At 62.6% G+C, this 21,162-nt stretch carries 24 protein-coding genes; 13 read left to right on the top strand and 11 right to left on the bottom strand.

The features are described from left to right. The first annotated feature begins 35 nt into the window (after window positions 1–35). From hemN to ACW4DH_RS11810, 3 genes are all read left to right on the top strand, one after another. Entirely contained in the window at window positions 36–1,421 is a 1,386-nt protein-coding gene (hemN, locus tag ACW4DH_RS11820; protein ID WP_459636600.1) for an oxygen-independent coproporphyrinogen III oxidase, read from the top strand. A 121-nt stretch (window positions 1,422–1,542) separates the two neighbouring features. Beyond that, window positions 1,543–2,286: a fumarate/nitrate reduction transcriptional regulator Fnr gene (gene fnr / locus ACW4DH_RS11815; RefSeq protein WP_459636599.1), complete on the top strand. Its 744-nt coding sequence runs from the start codon at window positions 1,543–1,545 to the stop codon at window positions 2,284–2,286. Between the two features lie 255 nt (window positions 2,287–2,541). Further along, window positions 2,542–2,835 carry a hypothetical protein gene (locus tag ACW4DH_RS11810; RefSeq protein ID WP_459636598.1) on the top strand — a complete coding sequence of 98 codons (294 nt, stop codon included), beginning with the start codon at window positions 2,542–2,544 and terminating at the stop codon, window positions 2,833–2,835. Between the two features lie 117 nt (window positions 2,836–2,952). On the opposite strand, the gene ACW4DH_RS11805 is transcribed toward ACW4DH_RS11810, so the two are convergent. The 6 genes from ACW4DH_RS11805 to ACW4DH_RS11780 all read right to left on the bottom strand — a co-directional run bounded on the left by ACW4DH_RS11805 (window position 2,953) and on the right by ACW4DH_RS11780 (window position 8,007). Next, window positions 2,953–3,903 (bottom strand): LysR family transcriptional regulator, encoded by a 951-nt coding sequence (locus tag ACW4DH_RS11805; RefSeq protein WP_459636597.1) that lies wholly within the window; start codon window positions 3,901–3,903, stop codon window positions 2,953–2,955. Window positions 3,904–4,011: 108 nt separating this feature from the next. Further along, entirely contained in the window at window positions 4,012–4,863 is an 852-nt protein-coding gene (ttcA, locus tag ACW4DH_RS11800) for a tRNA 2-thiocytidine(32) synthetase TtcA (protein WP_459636596.1), read from the bottom strand. Window positions 4,864–4,990: 127 nt separating this feature from the next. Then, entirely contained in the window at window positions 4,991–5,767 is a 777-nt protein-coding gene (budC, locus tag ACW4DH_RS11795) for a meso-2,3-butanediol dehydrogenase (protein ID WP_459636595.1), read from the bottom strand. A 69-nt stretch (window positions 5,768–5,836) separates the two neighbouring features. Next, entirely contained in the window at window positions 5,837–7,033 is a 1,197-nt protein-coding gene (locus ACW4DH_RS11790; protein ID WP_459636594.1) for an NnrS family protein, read from the bottom strand. After that, window positions 7,030–7,425 carry a YbaN family protein gene (locus tag ACW4DH_RS11785; protein WP_459636593.1) on the bottom strand — a complete coding sequence of 132 codons (396 nt, stop codon included), beginning with the start codon at window positions 7,423–7,425 and terminating at the stop codon, window positions 7,030–7,032. Before ACW4DH_RS11785 ends, ACW4DH_RS11790 begins: the two co-directional genes overlap by 4 nt. A gap of 111 nt (window positions 7,426–7,536) precedes the next feature. Then, the gene (locus ACW4DH_RS11780) at window positions 7,537–8,007 is read right to left on the bottom strand and encodes a hypothetical protein (RefSeq protein WP_459636592.1); all 471 of its coding nucleotides are present in this window, start codon (window positions 8,005–8,007) and stop codon (window positions 7,537–7,539) included. Window positions 8,008–8,188: 181 nt separating this feature from the next. On the opposite strand from ACW4DH_RS11780, the gene ACW4DH_RS11775 reads away from it, so the two are divergent. From ACW4DH_RS11775 to ACW4DH_RS11730, 10 genes are all read left to right on the top strand, one after another. Continuing rightward, window positions 8,189–9,946, top strand: coding sequence for a ribonucleoside triphosphate reductase (locus tag ACW4DH_RS11775; protein WP_459636673.1), 1,758 nt, complete (start codon window positions 8,189–8,191; stop codon window positions 9,944–9,946). A gap of 23 nt (window positions 9,947–9,969) precedes the next feature. Continuing rightward, window positions 9,970–10,146, top strand: a complete 177-nt coding sequence (gene nrdD, locus ACW4DH_RS11770; RefSeq protein WP_459636591.1) for an anaerobic ribonucleoside-triphosphate reductase — start codon at window positions 9,970–9,972, stop codon at window positions 10,144–10,146. 53 nt (window positions 10,147–10,199) lie between these two features. Next, a complete protein-coding gene (locus tag ACW4DH_RS11765; protein WP_459636590.1) occupies window positions 10,200–10,928 on the top strand; it encodes an anaerobic ribonucleoside-triphosphate reductase activating protein in 729 nt (242 codons plus the stop codon). A gap of 281 nt (window positions 10,929–11,209) precedes the next feature. Next, window positions 11,210–12,031 (top strand): AAA family ATPase, encoded by an 822-nt coding sequence (locus tag ACW4DH_RS11760; RefSeq protein ID WP_459636589.1) that lies wholly within the window; start codon window positions 11,210–11,212, stop codon window positions 12,029–12,031. 82 nt (window positions 12,032–12,113) lie between these two features. Next, window positions 12,114–12,560 carry a c-type cytochrome gene (locus ACW4DH_RS11755; protein WP_459636588.1) on the top strand — a complete coding sequence of 149 codons (447 nt, stop codon included), beginning with the start codon at window positions 12,114–12,116 and terminating at the stop codon, window positions 12,558–12,560. Window positions 12,561–12,596: 36 nt separating this feature from the next. Beyond that, complete coding sequence (locus tag ACW4DH_RS11750) at window positions 12,597–14,018, top strand: cbb3-type cytochrome c oxidase subunit I (protein WP_459636587.1); 1,422 nt, start codon at window positions 12,597–12,599, stop codon at window positions 14,016–14,018. A 67-nt stretch (window positions 14,019–14,085) separates the two neighbouring features. Further along, window positions 14,086–15,927, top strand: a complete 1,842-nt coding sequence (locus tag ACW4DH_RS11745) for a VWA domain-containing protein (RefSeq protein WP_459636586.1) — start codon at window positions 14,086–14,088, stop codon at window positions 15,925–15,927. Next, window positions 15,924–16,538, top strand: a complete 615-nt coding sequence (locus ACW4DH_RS11740; RefSeq protein ID WP_459636585.1) for a cytochrome c oxidase subunit 3 — start codon at window positions 15,924–15,926, stop codon at window positions 16,536–16,538. Before ACW4DH_RS11745 ends, ACW4DH_RS11740 begins: the two co-directional genes overlap by 4 nt. A gap of 7 nt (window positions 16,539–16,545) precedes the next feature. Beyond that, window positions 16,546–16,791, top strand: a complete 246-nt coding sequence (locus ACW4DH_RS11735; protein WP_459636584.1) for a cytochrome C oxidase subunit IV family protein — start codon at window positions 16,546–16,548, stop codon at window positions 16,789–16,791. Window positions 16,792–16,884: 93 nt separating this feature from the next. Next, a complete protein-coding gene (locus tag ACW4DH_RS11730) occupies window positions 16,885–17,199 on the top strand; it encodes a c-type cytochrome (RefSeq protein WP_459636583.1) in 315 nt (104 codons plus the stop codon). 88 nt (window positions 17,200–17,287) lie between these two features. Here the strand turns inward: ACW4DH_RS11730 and ACW4DH_RS11725 are convergent, their stop codons facing one another. The 5 genes from ACW4DH_RS11725 to narI form a co-directional block, all read right to left on the bottom strand. Further along, the gene (locus ACW4DH_RS11725) at window positions 17,288–17,656 is read right to left on the bottom strand and encodes a putative zinc-binding protein (protein WP_459636582.1); all 369 of its coding nucleotides are present in this window, start codon (window positions 17,654–17,656) and stop codon (window positions 17,288–17,290) included. Window positions 17,657–17,779: 123 nt separating this feature from the next. Continuing rightward, complete coding sequence (locus ACW4DH_RS11720; RefSeq protein ID WP_459636581.1) at window positions 17,780–18,997, bottom strand: molybdopterin molybdotransferase MoeA; 1,218 nt, start codon at window positions 18,995–18,997, stop codon at window positions 17,780–17,782. Then, complete coding sequence (gene moaB / locus ACW4DH_RS11715; protein WP_459636580.1) at window positions 18,994–19,578, bottom strand: molybdenum cofactor biosynthesis protein B; 585 nt, start codon at window positions 19,576–19,578, stop codon at window positions 18,994–18,996. The genes ACW4DH_RS11720 and moaB overlap by 4 nt, the downstream gene beginning before the upstream one ends. Before the next feature lie 45 nt (window positions 19,579–19,623). Next, complete coding sequence (locus ACW4DH_RS11710) at window positions 19,624–20,445, bottom strand: peptidylprolyl isomerase (RefSeq protein WP_459636579.1); 822 nt, start codon at window positions 20,443–20,445, stop codon at window positions 19,624–19,626. A gap of 27 nt (window positions 20,446–20,472) precedes the next feature. Next, window positions 20,473–21,150 (bottom strand): respiratory nitrate reductase subunit gamma, encoded by a 678-nt coding sequence (gene narI / locus ACW4DH_RS11705; RefSeq protein WP_459636578.1) that lies wholly within the window; start codon window positions 21,148–21,150, stop codon window positions 20,473–20,475. Window positions 21,151–21,162 lie beyond the last annotated feature (12 nt).

Below are 21,162 nucleotides of genomic sequence, written 5' to 3'. Positions count from 1 at the left end.
CATGAGAAGCATTGCGCTACTCGAGATGCCCTGCCATGTCCGCCGATGCAGCACCAAGTCCCACTTTCGTCGCCCCGGTCTGGAGCGATGTCCTGACGTACCGCCATCTCACTAACGGCCCGCGCCACGAGGTTTATCCGCCGCTGGCGCTCATGGATACCCGCTTCGCGGCGCACGATCTGGAAGAGGCGCTTGCGCAGGGCCACGCCAGCGGCCGCAGCCTGTCCGTGTATGTGCATGTTCCGTTTTGCCGCAGCGCCTGCTTCCATTGCGACCGCTATCCCATCCTCGACGGATCAGCACGGCTGACCGGCCCCTACCTGGCGAGCCTTGAGCGGGAAATGGCGCTGTTTGCCAAGCATTTGCGCCCTTCGCGCACGCTCACACAACTGTACTGGAGCGGTGGTACGCCGACGTTGCTGTCCCTGGATCAGATGAGCGCACTGGTCGACCAGCTCGACTTTCACTTCGGGCTTTCCAGCCTGCCGGATCGCGACTATGCCATCGATATCGATCCCCGCGAGACCAATGTCTTCACCTTGCGCCACCTGCAAGCGCTGGGCTTCAATCGCCTGAATCTCGGCGTACAGGATCTGAACCCGCAGGTACAGCGCGCCATCAACCGTATCCAGCCACGCCAACTGGTCGAGATCCTGATCGACGAAGCCATGCGTCTGGGCTTCCGCTCGCTGAATATCGACCTGACCCACGGTCTGCCTCACCAGACCCAAGGCAGCTTCCAGGCGACACTCGAACAAGTCATCGAGCTGATGCCAGCCCGAATTTCACTGCATGATTACGCCCATCAGCCGCAACGTGTCCGCCTGCAACGGCGCATCAATGGCGCCGACTTGCCCGGTGAGGAGGAAAAACTGGCGATTCTACGCGGCGCTCACGAAAGGCTCGGCGCAGCGAACTACCAGCATCTCGGTATGGGATACTTTGTCCGCCGCGACGACTCCTTGGCCATCGCCCAGCGAGGAGCTCGCCTCAAATGGACCCTCCAGGGGTTTAGCGCGCAGGCCGAGAGCGACTTGATAGGGCTGGGGGTCGCGGCCATCAGCCAAGTCGGGAATTACTGTACCCAGAACGCAACCTCTATCGACGAGTGGCAGCGCCACCTCGATACCTCTCACCTGGCGGTCGCCAGAGGAATGCAACTGAGTCTGGATCAACAACTCCGCCGCTACGCCATCGAGCGGCTGGTGTGTGACGGGGCCTTGGATTTCACCCAACTGAGTGAAACGTTCGGCGTCGATGCCACTGAGTACTTCGCAGACATCCTGTCTCGCCTGATCCACGCCGAACGCGACGGTTTGATCGAACGCGACGCCACACATCTGCGCGTCACGCCGCTGGGACGCTTGGCCATACGTTATCTGGCATCAACCTTCGTTGAACCGTTAGCGCCTGATATGTAACGTCATTCTCGCCTAATGTTTAGAATATAAAAATACAAAAAGTTGCACGGCGAATACAGCGCTTTTTTCCACTCCGGACTTCCGTCATAATGTCCATTAGCCGCCAATTCTGGAGGACATCATGCTAAGCCCGGTCGCCACATCACGACACGCTCGTTTGAATGAGACACGCTGCCAGACGTGCAGCCTGAGCTCGTTATGCCTGCCGTTGGCGCTGGCGCTCGAGGACATGAGCCAGTTCGACGCCATCATTCAGCGTCGCGCTCCTTTGAAGAAAGGTGAAGTTCTGTTCCGCCAGGGGACCCCCTTCATGAGCGTATATGCCGTACGCTCCGGAAGTCTCAAGCAGGTCACCACCGACAGTACCGGTGAGGAACAGCTGACCAACTTCTACCTGCCCAGCGAGCTGGTCGGTCTCGATGGCATCGATGAACAGAAGTATCTAGGGAGCGTCATCGCTCTTGAAACCACCACGGTCTGCGAGATTCCCTTCGACCGTCTGGATGTGCTCTCCGAAAAGCTTCCTCAATTGCGCAATCAGCTGTACCGCAGCATGAGCAAGGAGATGCGCGATGACCGACGCATGATGCGCCTATTGTCACGCAAGACCGCCGACGAGCGTCTGGCCAACTTCTTTACCACCCTGTCGATGCGGTTCAGACGGCGCGGCTACTCCCCCTACAGCTTTCGCCTGTCGATGTCACGCGCCGATATCGGCAACTATCTGGGCTTGGCGGTAGAAACCGTCAGTCGCATTCTGAGCCGTTTTCAGCAACAAGGCCTGGTTTCCGTTCAGGGCCGCGAGGTCCACGTTCTGGACCTCGATGCGCTGTCCGCCCTCGCCGAAGGCGAAGGTTGCCACTAAACACGATTTGACCATGGCGCCAGCTTTTTAGCCGGCGTCACGCATGCAATCTTCGTCCCCTCTTTCGGTGCCGACGGCATCACCCTCCGCCCTCCCAGACATTGTTGCATTCATGACAACAGTGATATGCCCTTTCATGCGTTTATCATATTATTTCAAAGCGTATAATTAGCTTCATACAGAAAGGCGCGAATACGTTCTGCTTCAAAAGCTTTCTCGTCTTGCTGGCTATCCACATGTTTAAGGAAGCTAATCATGCGATCTACATCATTTGCAGCGCTCTCCGCCCTGGTGCTTGCCGTCACTACCAGCACCGCGATGGCAGCCGTCGCACCGCAAAGCACTTTCGTAGAAAACGATCGTCATGCCGCCATGGCGCTGGCGTTCGCGGATGTCGGTAACCCGTTGGCCCGTACCATGAGCACCCATACCAGTGCCGCGCACACTTTTGCGCCGTCACTGACGTCTCAGGAGCCACGTAACGCTATTGCGCAAGCTTTCGAGGACGTCAACGAGCCATTGCTGGATATCGGCCCGACAGCCGAATAAGGCGTAACAGGCTGCCCTTGAGAATTATTGAGGACTACTCGTCAGCAGTCTCGATAATCGTAAAAAACCCGCTTAGGCGGGTTTTTTTGGGGTGTCGAGCAGGCCCGCAAAGCAATCTTAGCCTCCATGCCCGTACATGCTTGCAAAGCCGGGAATGCTGCGCTCCCAGACCGGAGGATCACCTACCACTTCTTTTAGGCAGTCCACAAAGCGTGCCGTCTTCAGCGGCAAATATTCACGATGGGGATAAACGATATGGATGTCGGGATAATCCATCAAGGGCAGTTGAGGCAGCAACGGCAACAGATCCCCCTTGGTGATTTCCTCATTGAATACGAAGCTCGACAGCACGCCGAAACACAATCCGTGGCGCATGGTACTGTAAACGGCCAGAGGATCATTGGAGCGTAACCGGGTATACAACGGTATCCTTTCCGTGCCCCCTTGAGGATTGGTATAGCGCACGCTGTCGAGCACCAGCCCGTCGCGCGAATAGATAGCCGCAGGCAGTTGCGCCAACTCCTCAATGGTTTTCGGCATGCCAAAGCGTTCGATAAAGGCCGGGCTGGCACACATGATAGGGCGATTGCGCGCGAGAGGACGTGCGATCAGGTTGGAGTCTTCAAGCGGTAACAAGCGTATCGCAAGATCGTAACCGCCGCCGATGATATCCACGGTGCGCTCTTCAAGTTGAAGTTCAACGTGCGTTTCGGGATAGCGTTCGAGAAATATGCGTACCGCCTTGTCCACATACAAGCGCCCGAAGTGGGTAGGGCAAGACACCTTGAGAGTGCCTTTCGGAGTTCCGTGGTAGGCACTGGCGACCTCTTCGGTTTCCTCGAGCGTCGCGCGCAGCAACAGGCTGCGCTGGTAGATTTCCCGACCGACATCGGTCAGCGACAGGCTACGCGTCGAACGGTTGAACAGACGTACCTGAAGGTCCTCTTCGAGGTGGCCAATCTGGCGGGAGATGACAGAGCGATTGACGTTTCGCCGGTCCGCCGCCTTGGTAAAGCTGCCCGCTTCGACGATGTCGAGTAACAGCAGCAGGCGAGATGCCCTGTCCATCGCTTCGATCCTCTTGCGGCCCGCTGCCCGTCCTACTGCGCCCTTCTGCCAGAACCATGACGTCGGCCGATGCGACACACGGCTTGACTATGCGACCTGCAACGCTGGCTAGGCCTGACGTAGCAGGTCGAATGCCTCGATGCGGCTGTCCAGCAATGCCGCCTGCTTGGCCTCCAGTCCCTCGAAGTCGAACAGGTTACGATCGGCAAGCTGCGATGGCGCCACGTTGGTCACCGCCTTGAACATGGTTTCCAGGCGTCCGGGGTGCTTTGTCTCCCAGTCGGCGAGCATCTCCTTGACCACCTGACGCTGCAGGTTGGGCTGCGAGCCGCACAGGTTGCAGGGAATGATGGGAAATTCCATGAGCCGGGCGAACTCGGCGATATCGGCTTCGCGGCAGTAGGCGAGCGGGCGGATGACGATATTCTTGCCATCATCGGAGAGCAGCTTGGGCGGCATCGCTTTCAGAGTGCCGCCGAAGAACATGTTGAGAAACAGCGTCTCGAGAATATCCTCGCGGTGATGGCCAAGCGCCACCTTGTTGGCGCCGATCTCCTCGGCGAAACCGTACAGCGAGCCGCGCCGCAACCTTGAGCACAACGCGCAGGTGGTCTTGCCCTCGGGCGTCTTCTCCTTGACCACCGAATAGGTATCCCGCTCGAGGATATGGTAGGGCACGTCCAAACGTTCGAGGTACTCGGGCAACACATGCTCGGGAAACCCCGGCTGCTTCTGGTCGAGATTGACCGCCACCAGCTCGAAACGCACCGGGGCGTTACGCCGCAGGTTCATCAGGATCTCCAGCATGGTATAGGAGTCCTTGCCGCCCGAAAGGCAGACCATGACCTTGTCGCCGTCATGAATCATGCCGTAGTCGATGATCGCGTTGCCGACCTGACGACGCAGGCGTTTCTGGAGTTTGTCGAACTCGCGCTTGTCTTTGCCGGAGAGTGCTTGCATGGGATACAACACGGTGGGATGACTGGAAAGGCGCCTATCCTACCATCGACATGGAAGTCTGGGTACTTGAGAGGCGATGTACGCCTCCAAATGCGACCAGCGCGGCCGCATCCAGACTCCATGCCGATCACGCCTGCTTGGGTTGGCCATTGGAAGCCGACAGCCCGCCGTCAACCGGCAGGTTGACACCGTTGACGAAGCGCGCATCATGGCTGGCCAGGAAGGCGATCACATCGCCGATCTCTTCGGGCTCGGCCCCGCGGCCCATGGGGTTGCGCTCCTGAAACTTGTTCATCAGCGTTTCGTCATCCGTCATGTCCTTCGTCAACTCGCTCCAGGTCAGGCTCGGGCAGACGGCATTGACGCGCACGCCATCCGCGCCATGATCCATGGCCAGAGCCCGCGTGAAGTTGGTCACCGCGCCCTTGGCCGCATTGTAGAAGCTCATGCCCCAGTCACCCCCCGTGCCGGAGACCGACGAGACATTGACGATACAGCCCCGCTGCCTGATCAATTCGGGCATGGCTGCACGGCTGCAGTAGAAGACCCCGTCGAGATCGGTCGCCATGACTTCTCTCCAATCCTCGACACTCGCTTCGGTGATCTTGCCGGACGCCACGGTCCCGGCATTGTTGACCAGCACATCCAGGCGACCGAATCTGTCGATGACCTCCTTGAACAGCGCCTCCACATCCTCGAGCCGGGAGATATCCGTGGGGTGCACATAAGTCCGCTCGGAGAGTTGCGAGGCGATCTTGTCGAGCTTCTCCCGGGTGCGCCCCACCAGTACGACATGTGCACCTTCACTGTCGAAACGCTTGGCCGTGGCCGCACCGATGCCCGAACCGGAACCGGTAACCACGACCACCTTGTCGGTGAAACGCTGCATCTCTGACATCGTCATGAGTCACTCCGCAATGGTCGTTGGGTATGTCGCCTTCCCCAATGTAGACCATGGTGAAAGCAGCGGTTCTCAACCGGGCCGCCCGTCTGCCCGGGGGCGACTCAGCACCGGCCAGTACAGGGCGACGAACAGCGCGAAGGCTGCGACCCAACCGACCGCAGCGAGGATAAGCCCGGTGCGATAGTCGATGATCAGCAGCGCCATCAGTACCCGGCTGACGGCCGCCGCCAGGATCGCCAGATAGATGATCACGGCGAAGAGTGGGAGCTTCATGGGCCGGCCGGTATGTCCCATCGCCACCCGGGTCATCACCCCCAGGATCAGCGTGGCGATCCCGCCGATACCCAGCGCATGCTGCCAGGCAGCGGCCGGAACGGAAGCGGCAAAAGGCGCCAGCGCCAGCGCCTTGAGTCCCAGTGCCAGCACGATCCACACATAGGCCAGGTGCAGAATCCACAATAACGGCTGGGAAGCGGCCTGCCAGCCGGCCCAGCGCCACAGGCGCACGGCGTTGATACCTGCCGCCGCCAGCGCCACCAGCGCCCCGAGCACCGGCAGGCCGGCTATCAGATCGGCAGGAAACATCAACGCCGTCGTGATCAGCACGTAGCGATCGAAGCGCTCGGAACGCCGCACCGCCTCCGGCCGTCCACCATGCATGCGCAACCAGTTGGCGGTAAAGGCCGGCGTGATGCGCCCGGCAACCACCACGATCATTACCGTCAGCAGATCGAACGCCAGCATTTCCCCCAGCCGCAGCCAGGCCAGGCCGTGACCCGCCATGCCCAGATGCATGAAGCCGTTGCTCAGTGTCAGGAGGCCCAGTACCGCGACCAGGATCAGGTTGCGGCGGTTGCGGTATCGCAACAGCACGTACGCCACGTAGCCCGCCAGCACCGGCAGGAACGCCACATCCACCAGCGCCACCAGCCACATCGGCAACCAGCCGGCCGTCCACATCGCTACGCGTCCCGCCAGCCACAGCAGCACCAGCGCCGCCAATCCGCCGCCCTTCAGGGGTGCGGCTCCCGTCCAGTTGGTCATGGCGGTGAGCAGAAAGCCGGCAATGGCCGCCGGCACCAGTCCGAACAGCATCTCATGGCTATGCCAGTACAGGGGCGACATGCCCAGCGGCAGGGACCAACCGCCCAGCAGCATGCCTGTCCATGCCAGTATCACCAGCGCCCCGTAAAGTCCCGTCAACAGGAAGAACGGTCGAAAGGCATAAGCGAGCAGTACCGATGCTCTATGGGAATGACGCATCATGAAGCCTCCCGAGTCGCTAGCGCAGTGGGACGGGTGAAGACAAAGACTGCAATGGCCAGAAACAGCATACCGGCGAACAGAGGGATTCGTGGCCCCGATGTGGTCAGCCAGAGTCCCAGCCAACTGCTCGCCAGCAGCGCACCGGCCAGCCACTTGGCACGGCGCGGTATGGCGCGCTGCTCATACCAGGCGTGCAACACGGGGCCCAGACGGGGGTGCGTATGCAGCCAATGATCGAGTCTCGCCGACCCCCGAGGGGCCGCCCAGGCCGCGATCAGCAGAAAAGGTGTGGTGGGCAGCAGAGGCAGCACGATACCGGCAATGCCGAGACCGATACTGGAGTAAGCGAGCCCGCGATACAGCGCGCGGCGAGAAAAAATGTTCGAAGCCATGGTCACCTCCCGCAGCAATAAGATTTATTCTAATTACATCTTATTGGCAAGGCTTGACCTGGGTCAGGTGTCGTCCATGCAGGCGCCTACATTAAGAGCCTGGCGAAAGCGCTAGAACCAGAACCAGCCGTGGCTACCGGAGATCGCCCCGGCAATGGTGATCAGGCTCAGCACCAGCAGTCCCCAGTGCAGGCTCTGTATCATCGAGAAGGTCGATGCCGGGGCCCGTTTCGCCCGTTCCTTGAGCCAGCGGTGCAGGAATAGCGGCTCGATGACGAACAGCATCAGCGTAAAGATCCCCCATACCGCAATCATCGCGTGGACCCACCAGAACGCGCCCATCGCCAGACGCTGCCAGCCCAGTATGTGCAGCATGTAGAAACCGCTAATGCCGGCCAGCAGAGTGGTGATGCGTGACTGCATGGCAAAGCGCGACTCGACCTTCTCGAAAAAGGCGACACGCTCCTCCGCACTCTTCAACCGACGTACCGCGGGCAGCAATACGGTGGTCACCATCGCCACACCCCCGATCCAGAACACGATCGCCAGTACGTGAACCACGCGGGCCAGAGTGAATTCCATCTTGCCTCCGATTGTGATTTTCCGGCGTTGCCTCTCCCCGCCCAACCGCCCGGGCAGAAGGGCAAGACCTATTCTGTCTCGTGAGGATGGCGGCATCACTTGATCTGGATCAAGGCAGGCCACAAGGGCTCCGCTAATCTCCCAACTACAACATATTGTGCCAAAGAATCGAAAATCACCCATATATAGGAAAAGCATGCGTAACGCCCAGCCCCGCTCAAGCGCCCCGCCTCGTATCGACGTGCGCCGGACCATCGACGAATACCTGCACAAGGCCGACTGGCGGGTCAGCGCCAACGCCAACCAGGGCTACTCGCTGGGCGGCATGATTCTCAACGTCGCCGGCAAGGTGGTGGCCAACTACTGGCTCGACGAAGTGTATCCGACAGCGATCGGCCAGGCCCACCGCGACGGCGCACTGCATCTTCACGATCTCGACATGTTGTGCGGCTATTGCGCGGGCTGGTCGCTACGTCAACTGCTGTTCGAAGGCTTCAATGGTGTACCCGGACGCGCCGAAAGCGGTCCACCCAAACACCTGAGCAGCGCTCTGGGACAGATGGTCAATTTTCTCGGCACCCTGCAGAACGAGTGGGCCGGCGCGCAGGCCTTCAGTTCCTTCGACACTTATCTGGCGCCCTACGTACGCAAGGACAAGCTGGACTATGTCCAGATTCGCCAGGCGATGCAGGAGTTCATCTACAACCTCAACGTGCCGTCGCGCTGGGGAACCCAGACCCCCTTCACCAACCTCACCTTCGACTGGGTGTGTCCGGCGGATCTGGCCGAACAGGTACCGATAATCGCCGGTGAGGAGCAGCCCTTCACCTATGGCGAGCTGCAGGCCGAGATGGATCTGCTCAACCGCGCCTACCTGGAAGTGATGCGCGAGGGCGACGCCCGCGGACGGGTGTTCACCTTCCCGATTCCGACCTACAACATCACGCCGGAATTCGACTGGGACAGCCCCAACACCGAGCGGCTCTTCGAGCTGACCGCCAAGTACGGGCTGCCGTACTTCCAGAACTTTCTCAACTCCGATCTCGAGCCGCACATGGTGCGCTCGATGTGCTGTCGGCTGCAGCTCGATGTACGCGAGTTGTTGAAGCGCGGCAATGGATTGTTCGGCTCCGCCGAACAGACCGGCTCCTTAGGGGTGGTCACGATCAACTGCGCCCGTCTCGGTTTTCTTCACCAAGGCGACTGGCCGGGCCTCTATCGCCATCTTGACGAACTGCTGGTCCTGGCCCGCGATAGCCTGGAAATCCGCCGCACCACCATCCAGCAGTTCATGGACGCCGGCCTGTACCCCTACACCCGGCGCTATCTGGGCACGCTGCACAACCATTTCTCGACCATCGGCGTGAACGGCCTGAACGAGATGCTGCGCAACTTCAGCGACGATGCCCTGACGATCGCCATGCCCGACGGCCAGACATACGCGCTGCAACTGCTCGAACACATTCGCGAGCGGATGCGTGAGTTCCAGGCCGAAACCGACCACCTCTACAACCTCGAGGCCACGCCCGCGGAAGGCACCACCTACCGCTTCGCCAAGGAGGACGCCAGGCGCTACCCCGGCATTCTTCAGGCCGGCACGCCCGACAACCCCTACTACACCAACTCCAGCCAGTTGCCGGTAGGGCATACCGACGATCCCTTCGAGGCGCTGGCACTGCAGGACCCGCTGCAGACGCGTTACACCGGCGGCACCGTGCTGCATCTCTACATGCGCGAACGCATCTCCAGCGCCCGAGCCTGCCGACAGCTGGTCAGGACCGCCCTGACCCGTTTCCGTCTGCCATATCTCACCATCACGCCGACATTCTCCATCTGTCCGGTACATGGCTACCTGGCCGGAGAATACGAATTCTGTCCGCGCTGCGACGATGCCCTGCTGCTGCGCCAATCCACCGCAACGACCTGTTGCCAACCCTAGGCTATTGCCACAAGGAGTCTGCCATGCAATCCAACCCCACTCTCACTGGTGCCGACCTGCCCGCCGACCAGCGACAGCGCTGCGAGGTCTGGACGCGGGTGATGGGCTATCACCGCCCGGTCAGCCAGTTCAATCCGGGCAAGCAGTCCGAACATGCCGAACGACACCACTTCATCGAACGCGGCCTGCCCCGTCAATGAGACGCCTCAGGGCGCCTGTCGGCGCCCTGCCCATCGATCGGTCGGAGAAACACGTGACACACGCAACTGCCGATGTCAACCAGGCCCTTAGCCTGCCCGTCGCGGGCGTCACGCCGATGACCACACTCGACTATCCCGGTCATCTGGCTTGCGTCCTTTTCACCCAAGGCTGTCCGCTACGCTGCGGCTACTGTCACAACCCCCAGCTGATCCCCCGTAATGCGCCCCCCGCCCACACATGGCCCGAGATAGAAGCGTTTCTCGAACGCCGTCGCGGCCTGCTGGAGGCCGTGGTGTTCAGCGGCGGCGAGCCGACACTGCACCCGGCGATCATCGCAGCGGCCGAGCGGGTCAAGGCCATGGGCTACAAGATCGGCCTGCATACCGCCGGCATCTATCCTCAGCGCCTGGCCCGGCTGCTACCCCTGCTCGACTGGGTGGGGCTGGACATCAAGGCGCTGCCGGAAGACTACGATCGCGTCTGCGGGCGTCCCGGCATGGCCGTCAGCGTCGCCGCCAGCCTGACCCAACTGCAGGCATCGACGGTCGCCTGGGAGGTCCGCACTACCGTGCACCCGCTGGATTTCGATCCGGCACGCATTGCCCTGCTGCTCGAACAACTTGCCGACGCCGGTGTCGAGCACTGCGCCCTGCAGCTGGCCCGCCCCGGGCAGTGTCTGGACCCGGCCTATGCCACCCATCCCGGCTTCGCCCAGGCAACGCTGGAAAACCTGCTTGCCTGGATGCGACCACGCTTCTCGCAGCTGGAGCTGCGCACCTGATCTCGTCCGGCCCACCGTCTCTTCTCTGCTGAAACTCTTCTATCCGATGCACGCATTCATCGACATTTCGACGAAGCGATACGGTCTCCCGTCCATTGACTCGTCTTTCCTCGATGACTGCGCCCCAATGACGCCCTTGGTGACCGCAAACGCTTCGAGCGTAGGCGACGAGCAACGCCTGTCTCGGCAAAAAATTGCTCCAGATCAAAATCCAGCACTCCTTAAAGATGTATATTAAATACATATTAACCTGCTGTACTGTATCGGGGCGAGGACAGACCATGGCCACACCGGCAACCACACCCATCCGGCCTTCCGCACGCGAGGTGTACTACCGCGCCGCAGGAGGCGAAGCCGCTCTCTTCGAGCACGCCGCCCGCCACGGCCTGCCGGTCCTGATCAAGGGCCCCACGGGCTGCGGCAAGACCCGCTTCGTCCAGCACATGGCCGAACGGCTGCAGCGTCCGGTCTACACGGTGGCATGTCATGACGATCTCACTGCCGCGGACCTGGTGGGGCGGCACCTGATCGGCGCCAACGGTACCTTCTGGCAGGACGGCCCACTCACCCGGGCCGTACGCGAAGGCGCTATCTGCTATCTCGACGAGGTGATCGAGGCACGCAAGGACACCACCGTCGTGCTGCATCCCTTGGCCGACGACCGACGCATGCTGCCCATCGATGCCACCGGTGAGCTGCTCGAAGCCGCACCCGGCTTCATGCTGGTGGTCTCCTACAACCCCGGCTACCGCAACCTGCTCAAGGGCCTCAAGCCGAGTACACGTCAGCGTTTCGTGGCGCTGGCCTTCGACTACCCCGACGCTGCAGCTGAAGCCGAAATCGTCGTCCGCGAGTCCGGGCTCGACGCTCCCTGTGTCTCGCGCCTGGTCGAACTGGGTCGGGCCCTGCGCCATCTCGGCGAGAACGATCTCGAGGAAGCCGCCTCGACCCGCCTGCTGATTCACACCGCACGCTTCATCAAGGACGGTATGGAGCCGACCGAGGCCTGCGAGGCGTGTCTGGTACAGCCGTTGAGCGACGATCCGACCACCCTGAGCGCCCTGATGGATGTCGTCCGAGCCCATTTCGGATGCCGCGATTGAGCACCGAGTCAACCTGACAGCGCTCAGCCCGGAACCGAACACAAGAGACACCGAACCGAGCGCCCTACAAGAGGAAGCCGTGATGTCTGACAGATTCACCAAGGGCATGGCCCGCAACATCTACTACGGAGGCAGCGCATTCTTCATCCTGCTGTTTCTCGGCCTGACCTTCGACACGGTGACGGCCCTGCCGCAGCGCGAAAACCGTGAAGGTATCACCGAAGCGGTCGCCCATGGCAAGGAGATCTGGGAGGAGAACAACTGCATCGGCTGCCACACCCTGATGGGCGAAGGCGCCTATTTCGCTCCCGAGCTGGCCAACGTCTTCGACCGCCGTGGCATGGGTAACGAAGAAGCCTTCAAGGGCTTTTTCCAGGCCTGGATGGCGGCACAGCCTCTGCATGTACCCGGCCGCCGCCAGATGCCCCAGTTCAACCTGCCCAAGGAGGACGTCGACGACCTGGCCGAGTTCCTGATCTGGACATCGCGCATCGAAGACAACAACTGGCCGCCGAACATCGAAGGCTGAGCCCTGCGACCACGATCGGAAGAAGAGAGAACCCACATGAAATATCAGAGCCAAGCGGTGGCCAAGCCTTACTTCATCTTCGCCATCATCCTGTTCGTCGGCCAGATCCTGTTCGGGCTGATACTCGGTACGCAGTACCTTATCGGCGACTTCCTGTTCCCGGCGATCCCCTTCAACGTGGCCCGCATGGTCCACACCAACCTGCTGATCGTATGGCTGCTGTTCGGCTTCATGGGCGCGACCTACTACCTGGTGCCCGAGGAGTGTCAGCGCGAGCTGCATAGCCCGCTGCTGGCGAGGATTCTGTTCTGGGTCTTCGCCGCCGCCGGCACGCTGACCATCATCGGCTATCTCGCCGTGCCCTACGCCCGACTGGCCGAAATCACCGGCAACGACATACTGCCGACCATGGGTCGCGAATTCCTCGAACAACCCACCCTCACCAAGGTCGGCATCGTCATCGTGGCCCTGGGCTTTCTGTATAACGTCGGCCTGACCATCCTCAAGGGCCGCAAGACGGTGATCAACATGATCCTGATCACCGGCCTGATCGGGCTCGCCGTGTTCTTCCTGTTCTCCTTCTACAACCCCGCCTCGCTGACCCTGGACAAGTATTTCTGGTGGTGGGTCGTGCACCTGTGGGTGGAAGGCGTCTGGGAGTTGATCATGGGTAGCATCCTGGCCTTCGTGCTGATCAAGACCACCGGCGTCGACCGCGAGGTCATCGAGAAGTGGCTCTACGTGATCATCGCCATGGCCCTGATCAGCGGCATCATCGGCACCGGCCATCACTACTTCTTTATCGGCGCGCCGCAGTACTGGCTATGGCTGGGCTCGATCTTCTCCGCCCTGGAGCCGCTGCCCTTCTTCATGATGATGGTCTTCGCCTTCAGCATGGTGAAGCGTCGCCGCCGCAACCATCCCAACCGTGCCGCGACCACCTGGGCGCTGGGGACCTCGGTGATGGCTTTTCTGGGTGCAGGCGTGTGGGGATTTCTGCACACCCTGGCACCGGTGAACTACTACACCCACGGCAGCCAGCTGACCGCGGCTCATGGCCACCTGGCCTTCTTCGGCGCCTACGCGATGATCGTGATGACCATCATCTCCTACGCCATGCCGATCCTGCGCGGGCGCACCGGCAACGGCGAACGGGCCCAGGCCCTGGAAATCAAGTCCTGCTGGCTGATGAGCATCTCCATGCTGCTGATCACGGTGTTTCTCACCGCGGCCGGCGTGACCCAGGTCTGGCTGCAACGTCTGCCGGAGAGTGGCCAGGCCCTGCCCTTCATGGCCACTCAGGACGCCCTGCGCATCTTCTACTGGCTGCGCCTGGGGTCAGGCTGCCTGTTCGCCCTGGGCCTGGTGCTGTATCTCGTCAGCTTCTACGTCGCCGCACGCGAGACCTCCAGCCAGGACAAGCCCGATATGCCGGCTCCGCTGACTGCCACCGTCTGAGCCGGACGACGCCGCTCCCGCAGGAGCGGCGTCGCCAAGACGCGTCGCCCCCCAAGAGGACAAAACAATGGAAGAACTGGTCGGCATCCGCTGGCATCGTCTGATCACCCGGCTGGCCAACGACGAACATGCCCAGGTCACAGTCACGCTGGCCGACGAGCAGGCACGCCTGGCGATCGTCCTGCGCGCCCTGGGGGGCGATCCGGGACTGCGCGTGGCGCCGGCCACCGCACGCGAGATCAAGGCTCACCGGCACTGGCTGCAGCGCATCGCCGGCACCGGTCGCCGCCATCCCATGGCCTGGAGGGATCAGGAAAGCGTGCGGGTTCCCGAGCGCATCGCACTGTTTCCTGAGGCCTCTCTCAATCGTGACCTCTACTTGTGGCTGGTCGCCCTCGCCAGTCGCGACTGCCTTGTCACCCAGGCCGACTGGTTCGTCGATAACCAGCGCCTGGTCGGCGAGACGCTTGCCAACCTTCCCGGTTTGCAACCGCTGTACCGGCGTCTCGTCGAGGCCCTGCTGGCGCAGCGCCCCGCGCCCGCCACACTGGGCGGCGCCGAGGGTCGGCGTGAGCGCATGATTCAGGATGCCCTACGGGTGCCCGGCTGTCGCGATGGCCTGCCTGACGCCCCGGGCGAACCGCAGCCGGTACCGCTGTGGCTGTATCCGTGTCCCGATGCCGGCCCGGCCCCCACTCCGGAAGAGCGTGATCCGGGCGAGGCTTCCGGTGCACCCGGCCATCGCCTGCAGGCGGCGCATTCACGCAAACAGGCCGAATACGTCGAGGATGTCGACGGCCGTGATGGACTGCTCATCTTCCGACTGGAGAGTCTGTTTTCCTGGTCCGAGTACGTCCCGGTGGATCGCACCACCGATGATCACGAGGACAAGGATGCGGCGAAAATTGCCGAGGATCTCGATTGCATCAGCCTGGCGCGACGCGCGACGGCCCCCGCCTCGCGCCTGCGCCTCGATCTCGACCTGCCCGCTAGCGCCGAAGACGACATCCCCCTCGGCGACGGCCGCCTGCTGCCGGAGTGGGACTGGCGGCGTGGCGTCCTGCGCGAACGCCACTGCCGGGTAATCCCCATGCTCGCGCGCGACGCCGCCCCCGCCCCGCTGCCCACACGCCTGCAAGCCACGGCCGCCCAGTTGCGCAGGCGCTTCGAAGCGCTGCGCCCCGAACGCCAGTGGCGCAACCGGCAACCCCAGGGCCGCGAGGTGGACATCGCCGCCTGCATTCGCTTCCAGGCCGAACGTCGGCGTGGCCAGGCACCTGCCGACGCCCGGCTATGGCGGGACCTCGACACGCGTCATCGCGATCTGGCCTGCCTGGTGCTGGCGGATCTTTCGCTATCGACGGATGCCTGGGTGAATGACGATGGCCAGGTCATCGACGTGGTTCGCGACAGCCTGCAACTGCTGGGTGAATCCCTGGATGCCGGTCACGACCGCTTCGCCTTCTACGGCTTTTCATCGAAGCGCCGCCACCACGTGCGCTTCAACATGATCAAGAACTTCGCCGAGCCTTGGAACGACACGGTGCGCGGACGCATCCAGGCGCTGGAGCCAGGCTATTACACCCGCATGGGAGCGGCCATCCGTCAGGCCACCGAGGTACTGGTTCAACAACCTGCCGGCCAGCGGCTTCTGCTGCTGCTCACCGACGGCAAGCCCAACGATCTGGATCTCTACGAGGGCCGCTACGGCGTCGAGGACACCCGCCACGCACTGATCGAGGCGCGCCAGGCGGGGGTGGAGTCCTTCTGCGTGACCATCGACCAGGACGCCGCCGACTATCTGCCGTATCTCTTCGGCCGCCAGCGCTTCGTGCTGCTGCGCCAGCCAGGGCAACTACCCGAGTTGCTGCCCCGGCTCTACCTGCTGCTCACCGGAGGGCCGTCATGAGAACGTTCCAGGCCTGCTCACCGCCAGGCGAGCCCGTCAGCGTGGCGTATCGCCATCTCCCCGGCGATCTGGCCATGTGGTTCTTCATCCTCGTGGAGTTGGCGGTCTTTGGCCTGTTGCTGATCGGCCTGGTCGTGGCACGCACCCACGAACCGGAAATCTTCGCGGCGGGTGCACGCACGCTACACACCGCGTTCGGGCTGATCAATACGCTGATTCTGCTGACAGGCAGCTACTGTGTCGCCCGTGCCGTGGCAGCGATTCGGGCCGGATCTCTGCCAACCTGCACCCGCTGGCTGCGGGCCGGTGCGGCCAGCGGTCTCGCCTACGTCGCGATCAAATTCACCGAATACGGTGGTCTGATCGGTGCGGGCTACACCCTGCGCAGCAGCACGTTCTACTTCTTCTATTTCTTCGTCACCGTCTTCCATCTGATGCATGTAGTGCTGGGCATGATCATCCTCCTTGCCGTGGCCCGGCGCTGCCGGCACGGCGCGTATCGCGAGGACCCCGCCTGCGGCGTGGGCGCCGTGGAAAGCGGCGCCAGCTACTGGCACATGGTGGATCTGGTCTGGCTGGTGCTGTTCCCGATCGTTTACGTACTCATGTGAGGCCGTCATGAAACCGTTGACCTGGATATGGATCGTGCTGCTGGGGCTGACTCTGCTGTCCTGGACGCTGGGTCATCGCCTGCATGTCGCCTGGCTACCCCTGCTGGTGCTGGGCCTGACCGCGCTCAAGGGCCAGCTGATCATCGACGGATTCATGGAGCTGGCCCATGCCCCGCGCCTGTTTCGCTACTTCGTCAGCGGGTGGCTGATATTCGTCCTGATCGTCATTGCCGTACTGGAAGTCATGGCATGACGGCCCATCAACCCCCGCCCGGATGAGCGGACACTGCCAGCGAGAACGTCCGGTGATTCCCACCGGTAAACAACATGAAGCAAGGAGAAACCCATGAAGAAACTACTGACCCTCGCCGCGCTGACACTGGCCATGACCGGTGTCGCCCATGCTGCAGGCGACCCCGCCGCCGGAGAATCCAAGATTGGCGTCTGTGTCGCCTGTCACGGCAAGGATGGCAAGGGCATAGCCCCCATGTACCCCAACCTCGCCGGGCAGAACGCTCTCTACCTGCAGAACGCCCTGACCGCCTACCGCGAGGGGCAGCGTCAGGGCGGCAACGCCGCGCTCATGGCGCCGCAGGCCATGAGCCTGTCCGACCAGGACATCGCCGACATCGCCGCCTACTTCAGCCAACTGGAGCCGTAAGCGCCGCCTTCAAGCCCTGCGGCACACTCCCTCCATGACAGAGCCCGCCAAATTGGCGGGCTCTTGCGTGATGCCTGATAAACAAAGGCTAGCAGGACAGGCGAGCGATCAGCTGTCCGACATCCTGCGTCACCGCCTGGATGTCCTCCTCGCGGTAACGCCGGCCATGATGCTTGCGATAGCCCATGTCGTAGAGCTTTACATGCTCGGTCAGTGGCTGGTCGATCTGTTCGAGGCAGGATTGCACGCAGTGCAGGGGGCAACCGTCGATACCGATGACAGGCCGCCCGGAATGGGCGATCTTGATCAACGCCTCGACGCCACCCCCGACTCCGGCGATACACGACATCTGCGCGGTGCCGGCATGGTCGAGGCGCACCGCCACTTCATTGGCGAGCTGAGCGACATCGGAACAGCCCGAGCAGGAATAGATCAGAGGACGCTGATTGCGCTTCATCGATGTTCTCCTATGCCATGAATATCTTCACCATCGCTTGCGGTTGAGACAATGCTTCGGAGCCGAGCTTCTTGCCAGACCGCTCGGTCCCTTACAGAACAGCTTCTCTACAGGACGGCTTCTCTACAGGACGGTGCGGGCGAAGGGAACGAAGTCATACTCCCACCCCTCCCGGACCTCCCGGCCGGCGGGAATCACCAGATAGCCTTCGGCACGGGTCAGCACCGACAGCATCGCCGAACCCTGTCCGCCCGCCAGATGCGCCACGCCCTGCCTGAGCGTTACCCGCAGCACCTCCTCGCGGGCACGCAGCGGACGCGAGAAGCCGGCGACCACGGGGAAGCTCAGCGGCATCGACGGACTCCGCCCCTGACAACGGCGCAGATAGGGGCGTGCCAGACGCTGCCAAGTCACCAGTGAGGCCACCGGATTGCCCGGCAGTCCCAGCAGCGGTGTCTCTCCGACCCAGCCGAAGGCAAAGGGCTTGCCGGGTTTCATCGCCACGCCATGAAAATGCAGACCGCCCAGGCGGTCGACCGCACCGCGTACATGGTCCTCCTCGCCCACCGACACGCCGCCGGTGGTCACGATGACATCGGCTTCGGCCTGGGCCCGCTGCAGGGCGGCACAGACAGCCTCGAACGTGTCTTCGACCACACCGAGGTCGATCAGCTCGATACCTTCGTCGGCGAGTTCCGCGCTCAGCACCACCCGGTTGCTGTTATACAGCTGCCCCGGATGCAACGGCTGACCGGGTTCGACCAGCTCGTCGCCGGTAGACAGCAACGCGACGCGTAGGCGACGTACCACTTCGACCTGCACCAGTCCCTGGCTGGCAAGCACACCCAGCGCCGCACTGTCCAGCCAGGTGCCACGCGCCAGCAGCGGTTCACCGCGACGCAATTCCTCGCCACGCCGGCGAATATGGCTGCCGGGAATGACGGGGTCGAGAAAGCGCACCCGGCCATCCTCGAGTACCTGGCAGCGCTCCTGGGGAACCACGCAATCCGCCCCCTCGGGAATCGGCGCGCCGGTAAAGATACGTGCGCAGTTGTCCGCCGGCAGCGGGGCCGGCGCCGACCCGGCGGGAATGCGCTGGCCGACCGGCAGACTGTCGCGCCCCTCCCCTACATCCCGGCTGCAGAGCGCATAACCATCCATCGCGCTGTTGTCCCAGCCGGGAATATCCAGTTGCGCCCCGACGTCCTGGGCCAGGATACGCCCGCGAGCCTGTGCCAGATCGACCTTCTCGCTCTCATTCAGCGGCCGGGCCCGCTCGAGCAGCAGCGTCACGGCTTGTTCGACACCGAGCAGACCGTGGGCATGCGCGTCGCAGCTCATACGCCTCCCCGAGGTTCGGACTGAAGATCACCCGCTGGCTGGCGGCTGGCACAGCGCGGGGCATCCGGCATCACCATGGCAACGAAGTTGCACGGTCGCGTGCGCGCATCGAGCTGGGCGGCGAGCACGCCATCCCAGACGGTGGCGCAGGCCTTGGGCGAGCCCGGCATGGCGAAGATCAGGGTACGGTTGGCGACGCCACCCACCGCTCGCGACTGGATCGTCGACGTGCCGATGGTATCGAGGGAAAGCTGGCGGAACAGCTCGCCGAAGCCCTCGATGGCCTTGTCGAACAGTGGCGTCAGCGCCTCGGGAGTATTATCCCGAGGTGTGAAACCCGTGCCACCGTTGACCAGTACCACCTGAACGTCATCGCTTGCGATCCAGGCGGAAACCGCCGCACGGATGCGATAGATATCGTCGGGCACGATCCGGCGATCCTCCAGGCGATGCCCGGCCTGCTCGAGGCGCGCGCTGAGCAGGTCGCCGCTGCCGTCACGATCGAATCCCCGCGTATCCGAGACGGTGAGCACCGCCACGTTGAGCGGCACGAAGGGGGCGTCGTCTTTTACATGGGCCATGGCTGTTGCCTCCCGCTGTCAGGCAAGTTCAGGACAGATACAAGATTACTGCATCAGCGCACCGGCGTTATCCTCGTCGAGCGCGATACCTTCGACACCGTAACGCTCCGCCAGGGCCAGCAGGTAATGGCGCAGGGCACGGCGCGAAGCCTGCTCACGCAGGGTGTGACGGACCCGGTCGGCAACCTGATCGTAATCGAGCGGCTCTCCCTCGATACGCCGGTCGACCCAGACCAGATGCCAGCCGTAGCGCGAGGCCAGCGGACGATTGTGCAACCCTTCCGGCAGGTGGCGCAGCGCCCGGTCCAGCTCGTCGACGGTCTGTCCCGGCGTCAGGCGGCCGAGCTGGCCACCCTGATCCCGCGAGGGACATGCCGAGTAGCGCTGAGCGAACTCGTCGAAGCGGTACGGTGCTTCCTGCAGTGCCTCGAGCAGTGCCACACCCTGGCGCTGCTGGGCATCGCGCGCCTCGGCATCGTCGGGGGCGGCGGCCAGCAGGATGTGTCGCACTTCAAGGATTGCCGGCACCTGGAAGCGCTCAAGGTTAGCCTCGTAGAAACGTCGACAGGCGGCCTCCTCCGGCTCGGGCACCTCAAGCTCGCTGTCGAGCATCCCTGCCAGATCGGCTTCCTCAGCATCGGTGGTTTCGTCATGCGCGGCTGCCAACCCCAGCTCGACGCTGCGCTGGCGCAGCAGCTCCTGAATCACCAGGGCCCGCGCTGCCTGCAGCTGGGCCTCGGCAAGGCTTTCGGCCGGGTAGTACTGCATCTCACTGGCAATGGTCTGCTCGTCGATGGCGGTCTCGCCGACGCGAATGGCGGGAGCGCTGGCGCGCCCCGGCAGTTGTTCGATTTCGATCTTTTGCATGGTGTCTCTCCCGAGCGCAGCCAGTTTTCAGGCGCGGCGACGCACGATCTGGTAACGCCGTCCCATATAGCCCACCGGCGCGCTCCACACATGTACCAGCCGGGTGAACGGGAATACCAGGATGATGGTCAGCCCGAGCAGGATATGCAGCTTGTAGATCAGGCCGATCTCCGCCAGGTGTTCAGCGGCGCCACCCTTGAAGAACACCACGGACTGGGCCCATTCGGCGAGCATCAGCATGGCGCCGCCATCGAGGTGGCCCAGGGCGGGAATGATGGTCAAGAGCCCCAGGCTGACCTGGGCCACCAGCATGGCCAGAATCAGGATATCGGCGCGGCTGGAGGTGGCGCGCACGCGCGGGTTGGTCAGTCGACGATGCAACAGCATGGCGCCGCCGGTCAGGCACATTATCCCGGCGATACCGCCGACGATGATGGCGATGATCTGCTTGGTGCCGGCGCTGATGAAGGGCGCATAGACCCAGTGCGGCGTGAGCAGGCCGACCAGATGGCCGAAGAAGATCACCAGAATGCCGATGTGGAACAGATTGCTGCCCAGACGCATCTGATGCTTGGAGAGTATCTGGCTGGAGCCGGTCTTCCAGGTGTATTGGCCGTGATCGAAGCGCAGCAGCGCCCCGGCCAGGAATACCGTGCCCGCCACGTAGGGGTAGAGACCAAACAGTAGTTCATTCAAGTAGTTCATGACGGGGCTCCT

It is taken from the genome of Halomonas sp. WWR20, assembly GCF_054602495.1.
The sequence above is the reverse complement of the archived record's forward strand: the minus strand, read 5'-3'. Positions and strand labels throughout refer to the sequence as shown.